The organism is Pantoea sp. SS70 (assembly GCF_029866845.1).
Classification (GTDB): Bacteria; Pseudomonadota; Gammaproteobacteria; order Enterobacterales; family Enterobacteriaceae; genus Pantoea; species Pantoea leporis.
On the sequence record NZ_CP117199.1, the window covers coordinates 1,530,110 to 1,544,157 of the forward strand.

The 14,048-nt window shown below is 57.1% G+C and carries 15 protein-coding genes; 5 read left to right on the forward strand and 10 right to left on the reverse strand.

From position 1 onward, the window contains the following. Positions 1-33: 33 nt before the first annotated feature. Entirely contained in the window at positions 34-1,650 is a 1,617-nt protein-coding gene (agp, locus tag PO881_RS06990) for a bifunctional glucose-1-phosphatase/inositol phosphatase (RefSeq protein ID WP_280172660.1), read from the forward strand. Positions 1,651-1,697: 47 nt separating this feature from the next. On the opposite strand, the gene PO881_RS06995 is transcribed toward agp, so the two are convergent. Genes PO881_RS06995 through wrbA form a run of 3 tightly spaced genes read right to left on the reverse strand, consistent with a single transcriptional unit; the run spans position 1,698 to position 3,979 of the window. Next, positions 1,698-3,071, reverse strand: a complete 1,374-nt coding sequence (locus PO881_RS06995; protein WP_101760910.1) for an NAD-dependent succinate-semialdehyde dehydrogenase — start codon at positions 3,069-3,071, stop codon at positions 1,698-1,700. Positions 3,072-3,127: 56 nt separating this feature from the next. Continuing rightward, positions 3,128-3,358 (reverse strand): YccJ family protein, encoded by a 231-nt coding sequence (locus tag PO881_RS07000; protein WP_007887329.1) that lies wholly within the window; start codon positions 3,356-3,358, stop codon positions 3,128-3,130. A 21-nt stretch (positions 3,359-3,379) separates the two neighbouring features. Beyond that, positions 3,380-3,979: an NAD(P)H:quinone oxidoreductase gene (gene wrbA, locus PO881_RS07005; protein ID WP_101760909.1), complete on the reverse strand. Its 600-nt coding sequence runs from the start codon at positions 3,977-3,979 to the stop codon at positions 3,380-3,382. Positions 3,980-4,276: 297 nt separating this feature from the next. Between wrbA and PO881_RS07010 the strand changes: the two genes are divergently transcribed. Continuing rightward, entirely contained in the window at positions 4,277-4,441 is a 165-nt protein-coding gene (locus PO881_RS07010) for a general stress protein (RefSeq protein WP_061717065.1), read from the forward strand. Between the two features lie 109 nt (positions 4,442-4,550). Beyond that, the gene (locus PO881_RS07015; RefSeq protein WP_217547026.1) at positions 4,551-5,465 is read left to right on the forward strand and encodes a DMT family transporter; all 915 of its coding nucleotides are present in this window, start codon (positions 4,551-4,553) and stop codon (positions 5,463-5,465) included. On the opposite strand, the gene rutG is transcribed toward PO881_RS07015, so the two are convergent. Genes rutG through rutA form a run of 6 tightly spaced genes read right to left on the reverse strand, consistent with a single transcriptional unit; the run spans position 5,462 to position 10,412 of the window. Beyond that, positions 5,462-6,787: a pyrimidine utilization transport protein G gene (rutG, locus tag PO881_RS07020; RefSeq protein ID WP_110865877.1), complete on the reverse strand. Its 1,326-nt coding sequence runs from the start codon at positions 6,785-6,787 to the stop codon at positions 5,462-5,464. The two genes, PO881_RS07015 and rutG, sit on opposite strands and share 4 nt — an antisense overlap. 45 nt (positions 6,788-6,832) lie before the next feature. Then, positions 6,833-7,354, reverse strand: a complete 522-nt coding sequence (gene rutF, locus PO881_RS07025) for an NADH-dependent FMN reductase RutF (protein ID WP_110865878.1) — start codon at positions 7,352-7,354, stop codon at positions 6,833-6,835. 15 nt (positions 7,355-7,369) lie between these two features. After that, positions 7,370-8,173: a pyrimidine utilization protein D gene (rutD, locus tag PO881_RS07030; protein ID WP_280172661.1), complete on the reverse strand. Its 804-nt coding sequence runs from the start codon at positions 8,171-8,173 to the stop codon at positions 7,370-7,372. Beyond that, on the reverse strand, positions 8,173-8,568 hold the full coding sequence (rutC, locus tag PO881_RS07035; RefSeq protein ID WP_280172662.1) for a pyrimidine utilization protein C: 396 nt from the start codon (positions 8,566-8,568) through the stop codon (positions 8,173-8,175). The genes rutD and rutC overlap by 1 nt, the downstream gene beginning before the upstream one ends. Before the next feature lie 42 nt (positions 8,569-8,610). After that, complete coding sequence (gene rutB / locus PO881_RS07040) at positions 8,611-9,321, reverse strand: pyrimidine utilization protein B (protein ID WP_280172663.1); 711 nt, start codon at positions 9,319-9,321, stop codon at positions 8,611-8,613. Further along, on the reverse strand, positions 9,321-10,412 hold the full coding sequence (rutA, locus tag PO881_RS07045; RefSeq protein WP_280172664.1) for a pyrimidine utilization protein A: 1,092 nt from the start codon (positions 10,410-10,412) through the stop codon (positions 9,321-9,323). Before rutA ends, rutB begins: the two co-directional genes overlap by 1 nt. A gap of 307 nt (positions 10,413-10,719) precedes the next feature. On the opposite strand from rutA, the gene rutR reads away from it, so the two are divergent. Together rutR and PO881_RS07055 are read left to right on the forward strand one after the other, a co-directional pair. After that, positions 10,720-11,355: an HTH-type transcriptional regulator RutR gene (gene rutR, locus PO881_RS07050; protein ID WP_110865882.1), complete on the forward strand. Its 636-nt coding sequence runs from the start codon at positions 10,720-10,722 to the stop codon at positions 11,353-11,355. Between the two features lie 23 nt (positions 11,356-11,378). Continuing rightward, on the forward strand, positions 11,379-12,353 hold the full coding sequence (locus PO881_RS07055; protein ID WP_192413813.1) for a metal-dependent hydrolase: 975 nt from the start codon (positions 11,379-11,381) through the stop codon (positions 12,351-12,353). A 101-nt stretch (positions 12,354-12,454) separates the two neighbouring features. Here the strand turns inward: PO881_RS07055 and cycA are convergent, their stop codons facing one another. Continuing rightward, complete coding sequence (gene cycA, locus PO881_RS07060) at positions 12,455-13,846, reverse strand: D-serine/D-alanine/glycine transporter (protein WP_101760901.1); 1,392 nt, start codon at positions 13,844-13,846, stop codon at positions 12,455-12,457. Positions 13,847-14,048 lie beyond the last annotated feature (202 nt).

Here is a 14,048-nt window from a genome sequence, read left to right on the forward strand (position 1 = left end):
AGTGTTTCACTGATGAATTATGGAATAGGCACAATGATCAAGAAACTGAGTCTTTGCGCGTTGTCAGTCATCGCTGCGCTCCCGATGGGCATGTCCGCCTATGCTGCGGATGGAGATATGCAACTCCAGCAGGTGCTGATGTTAAGCCGTCACAATCTGCGTGCGCCGCTCGCCAATAACGGCAGCGTACTGGAACAATCCACCAGGAAGAGCTGGCCGCAGTGGGATGTCGCGGGCGGTGAGCTCACCACCAAAGGTGGCGTGCTGGAAGTCTACATGGGGAATTATACCCGTCAGTGGCTGGCACAGCAGGGCTTAGTCCAGAACGGGACTTGTCCGGACAGCAGCAACATCTTTGTCTACGCCAACAGCCTGCAGCGCACCGTGGCGACCGCGCAGTACTTTATCACTGGCGCCTTCCCTGGCTGTGATATCGCGGTCACGCATCAGGATGCGATGGGCACCATGGATCCGATCTTCAATCCGGTCGTCACCGACGGCAGCGATGAATTCAACAAGAAAGCCCTGGCTGCCATGACCGCGGCTAATGAAAAGCTGGCACTGAAGCCTGCCTTCCAGCATCTGGAAAAAATCGTCGACTACAAATCTGCCCCGGCCTGTAACGGCAAAAAGCAGTGTGATTTGAGCAGCGGCGATAACACTTTCAGCGCGGATAACGGTAAAGAGCCGAACGTAAGCGGTCCGCTGAAAATCGGCAACTCGCTGGTGGATGCGTTTACGCTGCAATATTACGAAGGTTTCCCGGCCGATCAGGTTGCCTGGGGCCAGATCAAAACGCCTGAACAGTGGAAAGAGCTGGCGTCGATCAAAAACGGTTATCAGGATGCGCTGTTCGCCTCTCCTGAAGTGGCGCGCGAAGTGGCCGCACCGCTGGTGGATTACATCCGCAGCCAGTTAGTCGATCAGGATAAAGCCAACGCGCCAAAAGTGACGCTGATGGTTGGTCATGATTCCAACATCGCCTCCTTACTCAGCGCACTGCAGGTTAAGCCTTATGAACTGCCGGGCAACGACGAGAAAACACCGATTGGCGGCCAGGTAGTATTCGAACGCTGGCACGATGTGAAGAACAACAAAGATCTGCTGAAAATTGAGTACGTCTATCAAACGGCCGATCAACTGCGCGATGCCGATGTGCTGAGCCTGAAAAATCCACCGAAGCGCGTCACGCTGCAACTGGCGGGCTGCGAAACGGATGCCAACGGCTACTGCAGTTGGGATCAATTCACCGGCGCACTGAATGGCGCTCTGCAAGGTACGCCACTGCAGCCTGCTGCGGCACCGGCTGCGGCAGAACAGCCAGCACCTGCGGCCGCAGCACCAGCCGCAGATGACGCTAAGCAGAAAGCCGATCAGACTGCTGCGGATAAAGCAGCCGCAGACAAAGCAGCAGCGGATAAAGCCGCAGCACAGAAGGCTGCAGACGCGAAAGCGGCTGAAGAGAAAGTGAAGGCGGATAAAGCGGCCGCGCAGAAAGCGGCAGACGAGAAAGCCAAAGCGGAGAAAGCCACTGCCCAGAAAGCAGCGGATGACAAAGCCAAGGCTGATGCGGCAGCGGCACAGAAAGCGCAAGCCGATGCTACGCCAGCCAAGTCAGAAGAACCGGCCAAAGCAGCGACCAGTAACTGAATTGCTGCTCAAAGAAAACCCCGCCGCGGCGGGGTTTTTTGTGCCAGTTAACCGGCGACGACCACTAATTTTTGGTTGGCGAACTCTTTAATCCCCAGATCCGATAACTCACGTCCATATCCGGAACGTTTCACGCCACCAAACGGCAGTTCTGCTGAGGTATCGCTCTGCGAATTGATAAACACCATGCCGGTTTCAATCTGCGATGCCATCTTACGGCCGCGCGCAATGTCTTTAGTCCAGACTGAACCGCCCAGGCCGTAATTTGAATCATTCGCCAGTGCCACAGCGGCACGATCGTCCGCCACCACATACACCTGTGCTACCGGGCCAAAGAACTCCTGATAGTAAGCAGGATTGTCTGGCGTCAGACCAGTGAGCACCGTTGGCTGGTAATAGCAGCCGACGCCATCAATGGCGCGTCCACCAAACTCCACGCGCGCGCCATTTTGCACCGCTTCCTCAACCTGCTTCACTAAACGATCGCGTGCATCTTTTGAAGAGAGCGGACCAAGCGTGGTTTTCTCATCAAGCGGATCGCCCGGCGTGGCCGATTGCAGAGCCGCGCTAAATTTGGCCATAAACGTATCGGCAATTTTCTCATGCAAAATAAAGCGCTTGGCGGCGGTACAGACCTGGCCGCAGTTACTGAGGCGAGCTTGCGCACCCTGACGTACCGCTTCATCGATATCGGCATCGTCCAGCACCACAAACACATCGTTACCGCCCAGCTCCAGCGTCGATTTCTTCAAGTGTTTACCGGCCTGTTCCGCCACGGCACTACCGGCGCGTTCGGAACCCGTCAGCGCCACGCCTTGCACGCGCGGATCGGCAATCAAATCCGCGACTTGATCGGTGGAGATAAACAGGTTGGTCCATGCGCCTTTTGGCGCACCGGCTTCTTCTACCAGCTTTTCAAACACATCGGCGCAGTGCGGCACGATATTGGCGTGTTTCGCCAGCACCGGATTGCCGAGCGCCAGGTTTGGCGCCAGCACGCGCATCAGCTGATAGTAAGGGAAGTTCCACGGCTCGACCGCGACGATCACGCCAATCGGATGGTACTCAAGCCAGGCATCGCCCACATCGCTGGCGTAGGGTTGCGGCTGTAAAAATGTCGCGGCATGTTCAGCGTAGTAGCGGGCGATCTGCGAACAGATTTTTACTTCACCACGGCTCTGGCCAATCAGTTTGCCCATCTCTTTACTGGCGATGGTCGCCAGCTCTTCGGCCCGTTGGTCAATCAAATCGGCTAAACGGTGTAGCACCTGCAGACGCGGTTGAATATCGCCTTTACTCCACGCGGAATGATAAAGCGCATCTGCGGTTTCCAGCGCCTGTTGTGCATAGGCATCATCGTGCTCGTTCCACGCTTTTAGCAGTTGGTTATTGGCTGGATTGATACTTTGATAGGCTGACATACAAGGCTCCTTGGTGATGTAAAGGTAACAAAGGCGGGACAATGCCCGCCTGCAATTCAAACGTTTTTGCGCTCGACCGTTTTATCGTCCCAGGTCAGAACATCCTGGTCGGTCTTTTTGAAGGCGCGAATCAGCACTTCATCGCTGCCTTGCTGGCTCCAGATCTGCTCGGCTAAACGTTCGTCGTAGTTGGCTACCTCAAAAATGGCTTCAGCGATTTCGCGTGAAGTGTGGCGCAGTGATGCCCATTCGCCTACGTGATGCTCTTTCGACTGTTCTGTTGTCATGAAGGTCTCCTGTTGTGGATTTTATCCCTGTAGCTTTACCGCCAGTCCGGCGACGTGTTGGCCCTGAAAACGGGCAATATCCAGTTCTTCCGCCGAAGGTTGACGTGATCCATCTCCGCCCGCCAGGGTGGTGGCGCCGTAGGGCGTTCCGCCGCGTACGTGGGAGATGTCGAAGAGTTCTTTAGTGCCATAACCGATGGGAACAATCACCATGCCGTGATGGGCGAGGGTGGTCCAGACGGAAGTGATGGTTTGCTCCTGGCCGCCGCCGGTACCGGTGGAAGCAAAGACGCTGGCGATTTTGCCGTACAGCGCGCCCGAAGCCCACAAGCCGCCAGTGCGATCCCAGAAGTTACGCATCTGCCCCGCCATGTTGCCGAAGCGTGTGGGTGTGCCAACGATGATGGCATCATACTGCGGCAAATCTTCCGGTTTCGCTTCAGGCGCAGCCTGATCCACTTTGCCGCCAACCTGGGCGAAACGCTCGGCATCCATGCTTTCCGGCACGCGCAATATTGTAACTTCCGCGCCGCTCACGCTCTTTGCACCGTCGGCCACGGCTTGCGCCATGGTTTCAATATGTCCGTACATCGAATAATAGAGCACCAAAATCTTTGCCATGGTTTTCATCCTGCGAGGGTGGTGAGTAACCAAAAGTATAGAAGAGCCTGCGCAGGCTGCTGTACAGAGGTTAAGCAGGTGCCAATAAGTGTCGGCTAACTGCTTGTAACGCGGCGGTAAATTTGCTTTTTCGCAGTGAAATGAGTGAATTATCTGTTTCAAATTGTGAATATCAGGCCGATCTCACCGCTGCGTTGTCTATTATTTAATCAGGTGTGCGGAATATCCGCCGCCAGGCTTTTCACGGCAGCATCGTGACAAGCCCCTAATCTGGATGCTCAATCCGTGGAGGAAATGATGGCCGAACATCGTGGAGGATCAGGCAATTTCGCAGAGGACCGTGAAAGGGCCGCAGAAGCGGGTCGCAAAGGCGGCAAAAACAGCGGGGGTAATTTTAGAAACGACCCACAGCGCGCGTCTGTAGCCGGTGAAAAAGGGGGACGCAGCCGCGGCAAGAAATAGCGCGACTGACCGTTAATCCCCGGCCGCCGGGTTCGCCCGGCGGTGACAGGCATTGCAATTTCCCCGCTCTCTGAGCAAACTGACCGCCAACTGATTATTCTGGTGCGTTATGTCCGCTTCTTCTTCTCGTCTCAGCCTGCGTATTTCGCGTCAGGAGTTGGTGCTCATATTTATTACCATGGTTTGGGGTGGCACTTTTTTGGTGGTACACCGGGCGATGGCCCATTCCGGTCCGTTCTTTTTTGTGGGATTACGTTTTGCTACGGCATCGCTGCTGCTGGCCTTTTTCTTCCGTCGTTATCTCAAGCAAGTTACCTGGCTGGAAATCAAAGCCGGCGCGCTGATTGGCCTGTCGATTGCCGGCGGCTACGGTCTGCAAACCTGGGGCATGCAAACCATTTCCAGCAGTCAGTCGGCGTTTATCACCGCGCTCTACGTGCCGGTGGTGCCGCTGCTGCAATGGTTATTCCTGCGCCGTCCGCCGGGATTGATGGCGTGGCTGGGCATTTTGCTGGCGTTTACCGGTTTAGTGCTGGTGGCGGGTCCGCAGGATGGCAGTTTGACGCTGAATGCCGGTGAAATCGCCACCTTACTGAGCACGCTGGCAATCGCGGCGGAGATCATCCTGATCAGCCGTTATGCCGGACAGGTCGATGTGCGCCGCGTCACGCTGATTCAGCTGATGGTGGCATCGGCCTGCGCCTTTGTTCTGATGATCCCGAATGGCGAATTGGTTCCTGCCATGTCAACGCCGTTGCTGCTGAGCGCGTTGGGTCTGGGCGCGGCCAGCGCCTTAATTCAGGTGACGATGAACTGGGCGCAACGCAGCGTTTCACCGACGCGTGCCACGGTGATTTACGCCGGTGAACCGGTGTGGGCGGGCGTGGTAGGGCGTTTGGCGGGCGAGCGTCTACCTGCTGCTGCGCTGCTGGGCGCGGCACTGATTGTTTGTGGGGTGATCGTCAGCGAACTGCGTATACGCCGCAAGAAAGCGGTGCCCGATCAGGCACCGCTCGAGCCTTAAGGATGTTGCCGTGCCGCCTCGTTCGCCAGCGCGGCGCCGCGACGTTGTAAAATCGCGTTCAGGATGATGGCACCAAAGGTGGCGGTGCCGATGCCGCCAAGGGTGAAGCTGCCAATCTTCAGCGCAAAATCACCGGCGCCCAGCACCAGCGTGGTCGCCACCATGATCAAATTGCCATTCTGATTAAAATCCACATGGTTCTGCACCCAAATGCGTGCGCCTGCCACCGCAATCAAACCAAATACTACAATCGATGCGCCACCAATCACCGGACCGGGAATGGTGTGGATTAGCGCGCCAAATTTCGGTGAGAAGCCAAGCACCAAAGCGATCGCCGCGGCGGCCACAAAGGCCAGAGTTGAATAGACTTTGGTCACCGCCATCACACCGATATTTTCCGCGTAGGTGGTGACACCGCTGCCGCCGATTGAGCCCGACAGCATGGTTGCCAGACCGTCACCGACAAAGGCGCGGCCCATCCAGGGATCGAGATTGCGCCCGGTCATGCCCGCCACGGCTTTAATGTGCCCGAGGTTTTCCGCTACCAGAATGATCGCCACAGGCGCGATCATCACGATGGCCTGCATATCAAAGATCGGTGCGGTGGTGTGCGGCAGGCCAAACCACGGTGCGTTGGCAAGGCCGCTGAAATCCACCGGTTTGCCGAAGCCCATCACGTTGGTTAGCAGTGCATAGATGGCCCACGCGACAATCAGGCCGACCAGAATCAGCAGGCGCTGGATCATCCCGCGCGTGAATACCGCCACCAGACCAATGCACAGCACCGTCATCACCGCCATCCAGCTGTCAAACATCGAGCCGGACACACCGTGCACCGCAATTGGCGCCAGGTTCAGACCAATCGCCATCACCACCGCGCCCGTGACCACCGGCGGCATCAGACGCTCGATCCAGCCGGTGCCGACCTTCATTACAATCAGGCCAATCAGTGTATAGAGCGCGCCGCAGGCAATCACGCCGCCCAGCGCCAGCGCCAGGTTGGGGTTGAGTCCCTGACCGTTAAAGCCGGTTACCGCGATGATTACGCCGACAAACGCCGCGCTGGATCCGAGATAACTGGGTACGCGCCCGCCGGTGACCAGGAAGAACAGCAGCGTACCGATGCCCGAAACCAGAATCGCCAGATTGGGGTCCAGTCCCATCAGCAACGGCATCAGCACCGTTGCGCCAAACATTGCCACAGCATGCTGCAGGCCTAGCACGACCGTCTGCGCAAACGGCAGCGTTTCGTCCGGCGCAATCAGCCCATCATCGGTCATGGCTGACTTTTTCTGCCAGCGGGGGAACCAGGAACTCGCCATCGTCATCTCCAGGGTGTCAGTGAAAGCGGGCCGCACAAGGCGGCGTTAGCGGGCGTCCTGCCGTAAAAGGTGATGATAGCCACGGTCAAACCATGCCAGACCGTGCGTTTCATCATTGCGTACCAGCGCCTGCACTTCGCAAAACAGAATGTCGTGCGTGCCCACGCTGACCACTTGTGCCACTTTGCAGTCAAACGACACCAGCGCGCCGTCTAATAGCGGTGAACCGCTGGCCAGCGTGTGCCAGTCAGCGGCGGCAAAGCGTTCCGCCATCGGCGTTTTGCCGCCAAATAGCGTCGAGAGATCTTCATGCCCGGCGGCCAGGGTGTTAACGCAGAGATAACCGTTGTCGCGAAAAATCGGCCACACCGACGCTGAGCGATTAAGACAAACCAGCAGCGTGGGCGGCGTATCAGTAACGCTGCACACCGCCGAGGCGGTAAATCCGGCGCGTCCAGCGGGACCGTCGGTGGTGATGATATTCACCGCCGCGCCTAAGCACGCCATCGCGTTACGAAATGCATCGCGTTCTACACCGGGTAAAATTGGCAGTTCATGCACGCTCATTGGCGGCTCCTGTGATTAGCTGGCCGCTCGCTGGGCAGGCGCAGCCGTATCGGCCAGCCAGCGCAGCAGCAGCGCATTAAAGTTGTCGGCATCGGTGACGCTCATCGCGTGTCCGCCCCAGGCCATCTCAATCAGGCTGCCGTTGGGCAACGCCTGCGCCAGCTGCGGTGAGCAGCTCCACGGCACCAGCAGATCGTCCTGGCTGCAAATCGCTAACACTGGCTGGGAGATGCGCGCCACATGTGCGCGGAAATCCGCGCTTTTCAATGCATGCAAGCGACGCAGCAGGTTTTCCATGCCCTGGAAATGGGCGACATGGTGCGCATCTTCAGCGTTAATGTGCTCCTGATTGCGCGCCAGCCATTCCGCGGGATAGAGGAACAGCGGCTGCGCACGCACAAAGGCTTCGACGCCGACGTTCATCAGCAGATCCTGACGCACCTGGAAGCAGCGCTGCGTGTGCGCATCCAGCGAAAGCCAGCCGTTGATCACTACCACGCGGCCCACGCGCTGCGGGAAGTCCAGCGCCAGCTGCAGGCCGATTAAGCCGCCCAGCGCATGGCCGATAATGTCGTAATGTTGAATGCCGTGCTGTTCCAGCGTTTCTGCCAGTTCCGCCGCCATCATCGTCATGCTGTAGCCGTCCGGCAGCGTATCTGCGCTGCGGCCGGTACCGCGCTGATCGTACGTCACCACGCGATAATGCGGCGTCAGCGCCGCCAGCTGCGGTTGCCAGAAACCGGCGACGCCGCCTAAACCGGAAGCGAGCACCAGCGTCGGCGCATCTTCAGCGGTTAAACCCTGGATCTCCAGATGCATCAGGCCTCCTGTTTGCCGATATGCGCAACGCTGGCGATTTCGATCAGCGCATCCGGTTTCACTAAGCCGCATTGAATGCAGAAGCGCGCCGGTTTATCACCGGGGAAGTATTCGGCGTAGATCTGATTAATCGCTGCGTAGTTGCTCCAGTCGGTGAGAAAAATCGAGTTGAAGGTCACGTCGTCCATGGTGCCGCCGGCGGTTTCGATCACCTTTTTAATGGTCTCCAGCACGTGACGCGTTTGCGCGGCGGCATCACCGACGTGCACCACGTTGTTGTTGGCATCGAACGGCAAGGTGCCGGAGACGTAGACAACGCCGTCAGCTAAGGTGCCGGGCACGAATGGCGCAATGGGCGTACCGGTGCCGGGCGGAATAATCACACTTTTAGGCATGGCGAAATCCTCTTCTTATCGGTTTGCAGGTGAATCGAGGCGTTAGCTTTTCAGCGTTTCGCAGAAAGTGTCGGTATCGCTGACCCAGCCAAAAAACGTTTCGATATTGAAAATGGCCGCCTGTTGGGCAAACGCCGGACCCGCTTGATAGGTCGCGTCTTCCAGCACCACGCCGAAATATTCCAGGAAGAAGCCGTCACGCAGCGTCGATTCCACACAGACGTTGGTGGCGATGCCGGTAAACACCAGATGGCGGATGCCACGGCTGCGCAGCATGCTGTCGAGCGAGGTATTGAAGAAGCCGCTGTAGCGCGGTTTCGGCAATACGATATCGCCGGCCTGCGGCACCAGTTCATCGACCAGTGCATAATCCCAGCCGCCTTTTGACAGCAGCGTGCCTTGCAGTTCCGGGCGCTTGCGCATGGTTTTCAGCGCATTAGATTTGTGGAAGTTGGGGGATCCGGCATCACCTGCTTCAACGTATTGGTCGTCCCAACCGTTCTGAAACCAGATGATCTGCATCCCGGCGGCCCGCGATGCGGTGACCGCCTGATGGATTTTGGCAATCACCGGCTTGGTAGCGGAGACATCAAAGCCCGCCAGATCGAGATAGCCGCCTTGCGTGGCGTAGGCGTTCTGCATATCCACCACAATCAGCGCACTTTGCGCGGGCGGCAGCGCGATGGCTTCCGGGCGCGCCGGCAAGGTGACGTTCGATAAACTTGAGGTATGGGCGCAAACAACGGTACTCATCAGGCAACCTCCTGCTGGGATGCGATTAAATCGTGGCGACACTGCATTAAGGGCTGGATACGTTCACCGAAATCTTCGATGCCTTGCAGGAAGTCATCGAAGGTGAGCAACACGCCTTGCGTGCCATCGACTAAAGCAACCTCATCCAACATTCGTGCCACATTGGCGTAAGAACCCACCAGCGTGCCCATGTTGATGTTAACGGCGGAGGTCGGATCGGCCATCTGGCGCACGTTGGTGTCGCTGCCAGATTTGGTGTCCTGCTGACTTTGCGTGGTGAGCCAGGCGAGCGCCTCTTCATCGGCGCCGGCTTTGTAGTGTTCCCATTTGGCGCGTGCGGCTTCGTCGCTCTCGGCGGCGATGATCATAAACAGCACATAGCTACCGACGTCGCGCCCCGCTTTATCGGCAGCTTGCTTCATACGCGCGGCAATTGGCGCGAAGGCAGTTGGCGTGTTGACGCCTTTGCCAAAGCAGAAGTTGTAATCGGCGTGCTGCGCCGAGAACGCCATGCCCGCATCGCTCTGACCGGCGCAAATCACTTTCATCGGTTTCTGCGGCTGCGGGCTGACGCGGCAATCGTTCATGGTAAAGAACTCGCCCTTGAAGTCGCTCTGGCCGGTGCCCCACAAATCGCGCAGCACGGTGACGTATTCGGTCAGATATTGGTAGCGGCTGGAGAAGTAAGCATCGCCCGGCCACAAGCCCATCTGCTCGTACTCGGGTTTCTGCCAGCCGGTAACGAGGTTGACGCCGAAGCGGCCATTCGAGATGGAATCAATGGTGGAGGCCATACGCGCCACAATCGCGGGCGGCAAGGTCAGCGTGGCGGCGGTGGCGTAGATTTCGATGCGTGAGGTCACCGCCGCGAGTCCCGCCATCAGCGTGAAGGATTCGAGGTTGTGATCCCAAAACTCGGTTTTGCCGCCAAAGCCGCGCAGTTTGATCATCGAAAGGGCAAAGTCGAAATGATAATGCTCTGCTTTCAGCACGATCTCTTTGTTCAGTTCAAAAGTCGGTTTGTACTGCGGTGCATGGGTGGAGATCAGCCAGCCGTTATTACCAATCGGGATAAAGACGCCAATTTTCATGTGAAACCTCTCTGCATTAGACGGGGACTGCTTCACGCGCTGCGCTGCTTCCTGCACGCATCCTGCGGGCGGCGCTCCATCACAAAATTGCAAAGGCTGTGCCACATTTTTAAAAGATATAAATAACAATGCGTTAAAAGTATTGCCTATTCAAAACTGGAGTAATTGGTCCATTTCAGACCGTTTGGTCAAAACGTTCTGCACGTTTTTCATGCGCCGCGTGGTCAAAAAAGGTGCAGGCGGGCGATTAGGCAGGAAAGAAGGCCTTTGTTATGATGCGTTGACGCAGGACGGAAGAGGTAACAGTGTGAAAAGCGATGAAAAAAAACCGGGACGCCGTTCGCGAGCGGTCGCCGCAAAGCGGGCAGCCATTCTGGAAGCGGCGTTAACCTTCTTCTCGCAATACGGTATTCACGGTACCAGCCTGGATAAAGTGGCGGAGCGCGCCGACGTCTCCAAAACCAATTTGCTGTATTACTATCCGTCGAAAGAAGTGCTGTATGTGGCGGTTTTAAAAGAGATTCTTGATGTGTGGCTGGCGCCGCTGCGCGCGCTGCAGCACGATCACGATCCGCTGACCGCGATACGTCAATACATTCGCCTTAAGCTGGAAGTCTCGCGCGATCATCCGCAAGCTTCACGGTTGTTCTGCCTTGAGATGTTGCAGGGCGCGCCGCTGCTGAAAGGTGAACTGGCCGGTGATTTAAAAGCGCTGGTGGATGAGAAAGCGGCGATTATCGAACAGTGGATCGCCGAAGGTCGGTTGGCGGGTGTGCAGCCGCAGCACCTGTTTTTCCTGCTATGGGCGACTACGCAGCACTATGCGGATTTCGCCTCACAGGTGGAAGCGATTACCGGCCAGACGTTGAACGATGCGGCGTTTTTTGAACAGACGCTGGAAAACGTGCAGCGCATGATAATTGAAGGGATTCGCGTGCGCTGATCCCGCGTTTTCAAGGAGAGTGCATGGATTCGTTATCACAACTGACATTAGGCGCGGCGGTCACCGTTGCGGTGATGGGCAAGCGCGTCCCGCTGTGGCAAGCGGCGCTGGTGGGTGCGGTGGCGGGCACCTTGCCGGATCTCGACGTGTTTATCGATCACGGCGATGCCATCCGCAATATGACGCTGCATCGCACCGAAAGTCATGCGCTGATAATCCTCACCTTAATTGCACCGCTGCTCGGCTGGCTGGTGGCCGGTGCGACACGCAGTCGCGCGCACTGGCGCGGCTGGACGCTGGCGATGTGGCTGGCGCTGGTGACGCATCCGCTGCTGGATCTCACCACCGTTTACGGTACGCAGCTGGGCCTGCCGCTCACCGATTTCCCTTATGCCATTGGCAGCATGTATATCATCGATCCGTTGTATACCTTGCCGTTGCTGATTGCGCTGCTCGTCGCCCTGTGGCGACGCGATGCTGTGGGCTTGCGCTGCAATCAGGCGGGATTATTGGTGAGTACGCTTTATCTCGGCTGGAGCATGGTGGCACAGAGCATGGCGACGCAACACATTGAGCAAGCGCTGGCGCAGCAATCCGTGCAGCCGGAGCAACTGCTGGTGACGCCGACCGCGTTTAATACGCTGGTATGGCGCACGGTGATCATGACGCCAGAGCGTTACGGCGAAGCTTATTGGTCGTTGTTGTCACCGGGGCGTCCGCTGCAGATAAGCTGGCACGATCGTCAACCCGCGCTGTTTGCGCCGTTCAAAGGGCAATGGCATGCCGAGCGTGTGGCGTGGTTTAGTCATGGGTTTTACGCAATGAAGCAGCAGGGCGATCGCACGTTGATCAGCGATTTAAGGATGGGGGAAGAGCCGAGTTACACCTTTACCTTTGATCTGGGATCACCGCAGTCGCCGGAGCTAGCGCCACAGCGAGAGCCTTCGGTGCGTCCTGCATTGGGTGAGGCGTGGCGTAAGCTGCGGGAGAGATTGTGACTTCGTGGTGAAGCGCGTTTGCTGATGAGGTGCGCTTTCTGTCAAAAAAGAAAAAGGCTGCACTTTCTTTCAAAAGGCAGCCTTAACGTAGCCGTGATAAATCAGGCTTTACGACGACGTAACAACCAGCCCATGGTCAGCATCACAAACCACAGCGGCGTGACCATCAGCGCCTGACGGGTATCTTCCTGCAGCGTCAGCAGCACCAGCACAAAGGCGAAGAACGCCATGCATACCCAGCACATAAACTTGCCCAGCGGCATTTTGAACTTCGATTCAGCATGACGCTGTGGATGCTGCTTACGATACGCCAGATAGCTGCACAGGATGATGGTCCAGACGAACATAAACAGAATCGCCGACACCGTGGTGACCATGGTGAACACCGTCATCACATCCGGAATCAGGTAGATCAGCGCCACGCCCGCCAGCAGACACAGGCAGGAGAAGAACAGGCCGGTGGTTGGCACCGCACGCGCCGAGAGGCGACCAAAGGCTTTATGCGCCACGCCTTGTTCCGCCAGGCCGAACAACATGCGGCTGGTGGAGAAGATACCGCTATTGGCGGACGAGGCGGCGGAGGTCAGCACCACGAAGTTGACGATGCTGGCGGCGGCAGGCAAGCCGATCAGCACAAACATCTCAACGAACGGGCTGCGATTCGCCAGCACCTGATTCCAAGGCGTCACCGCCATGATCACCATCAGCGCCAGCACGTAAAACATAATAATGCGCAGCGGAATGGCGTTAATCGCACGCGGCAGAACTTTGTGCGGATCTTTGGTTTCTGCCGCCGCGGTGCCGACCAGCTCAATGCCGACAAAGGCGAAAACCGCAATCTGGAAGCCGGCAAAGAAGCCGCTTAAGCCTTTCGGGAACATGCCGCCGTGATCCCAGATGTTGCTCAGGGACGCGGTGCCACCGTTCGGCGACGGATAATGCATGCTTACCAGCACAATGCCGGTGATGATCAGCGCCACAATGGCGACGATTTTGATAATCGCGAACCAGAACTCCATCTCACCAAACAGCTTCACCGTAGCGATATTCAATGCCAGGAAGACAAAGACGCACAGCAGGGCGCTCATCCAGATGGAGAAGTCCGGGAACCACAGCTGGAAATAGGCGCTGATGGCCACCACGTCGGCAATGCCGGTCACCACCCAACAGAACCAGTACGTCCAGCCGGTAAAATAGCCCGCCCACGGACCGAGTAAATCGGCAGCGAAATCGCTAAAGGATTTGTATTCGAGGTTGGACAACAGCAGTTCGCCCATGGCGCGCATGACGAAGAACAGCATAAAGCCAATGATCATGTAGACGAAAATGATCGACGGGCCCGCGAGGCTGATGGTTTTACCCGAGCCCATAAACAACCCGGTGCCGATGGCGCCACCGATAGCAATTAACTGAATGTGACGATTATGCAGGTTACGCTGGAGTTTATCCGGCTGTTCGGCCGTAGCGAGCGCCTCTTTTGATTGATCAACCATAAATTTTTCTTTCCTGTCGAGATGTTGTGTCAGCTCTATTGGCTGTTTTGCCCGTCATACTTCAAGCCGCAGATGCGTTGGCTACGCGTGTTCACCCCAGGAACTGACTAAATTAAGCTCCCCATGATTCACACACTTGCCGCCTTCCTGCGGCTCACATTATTTAGGGCATTCGTTATGAGCCTTTGTCCAGGCAAGTGGC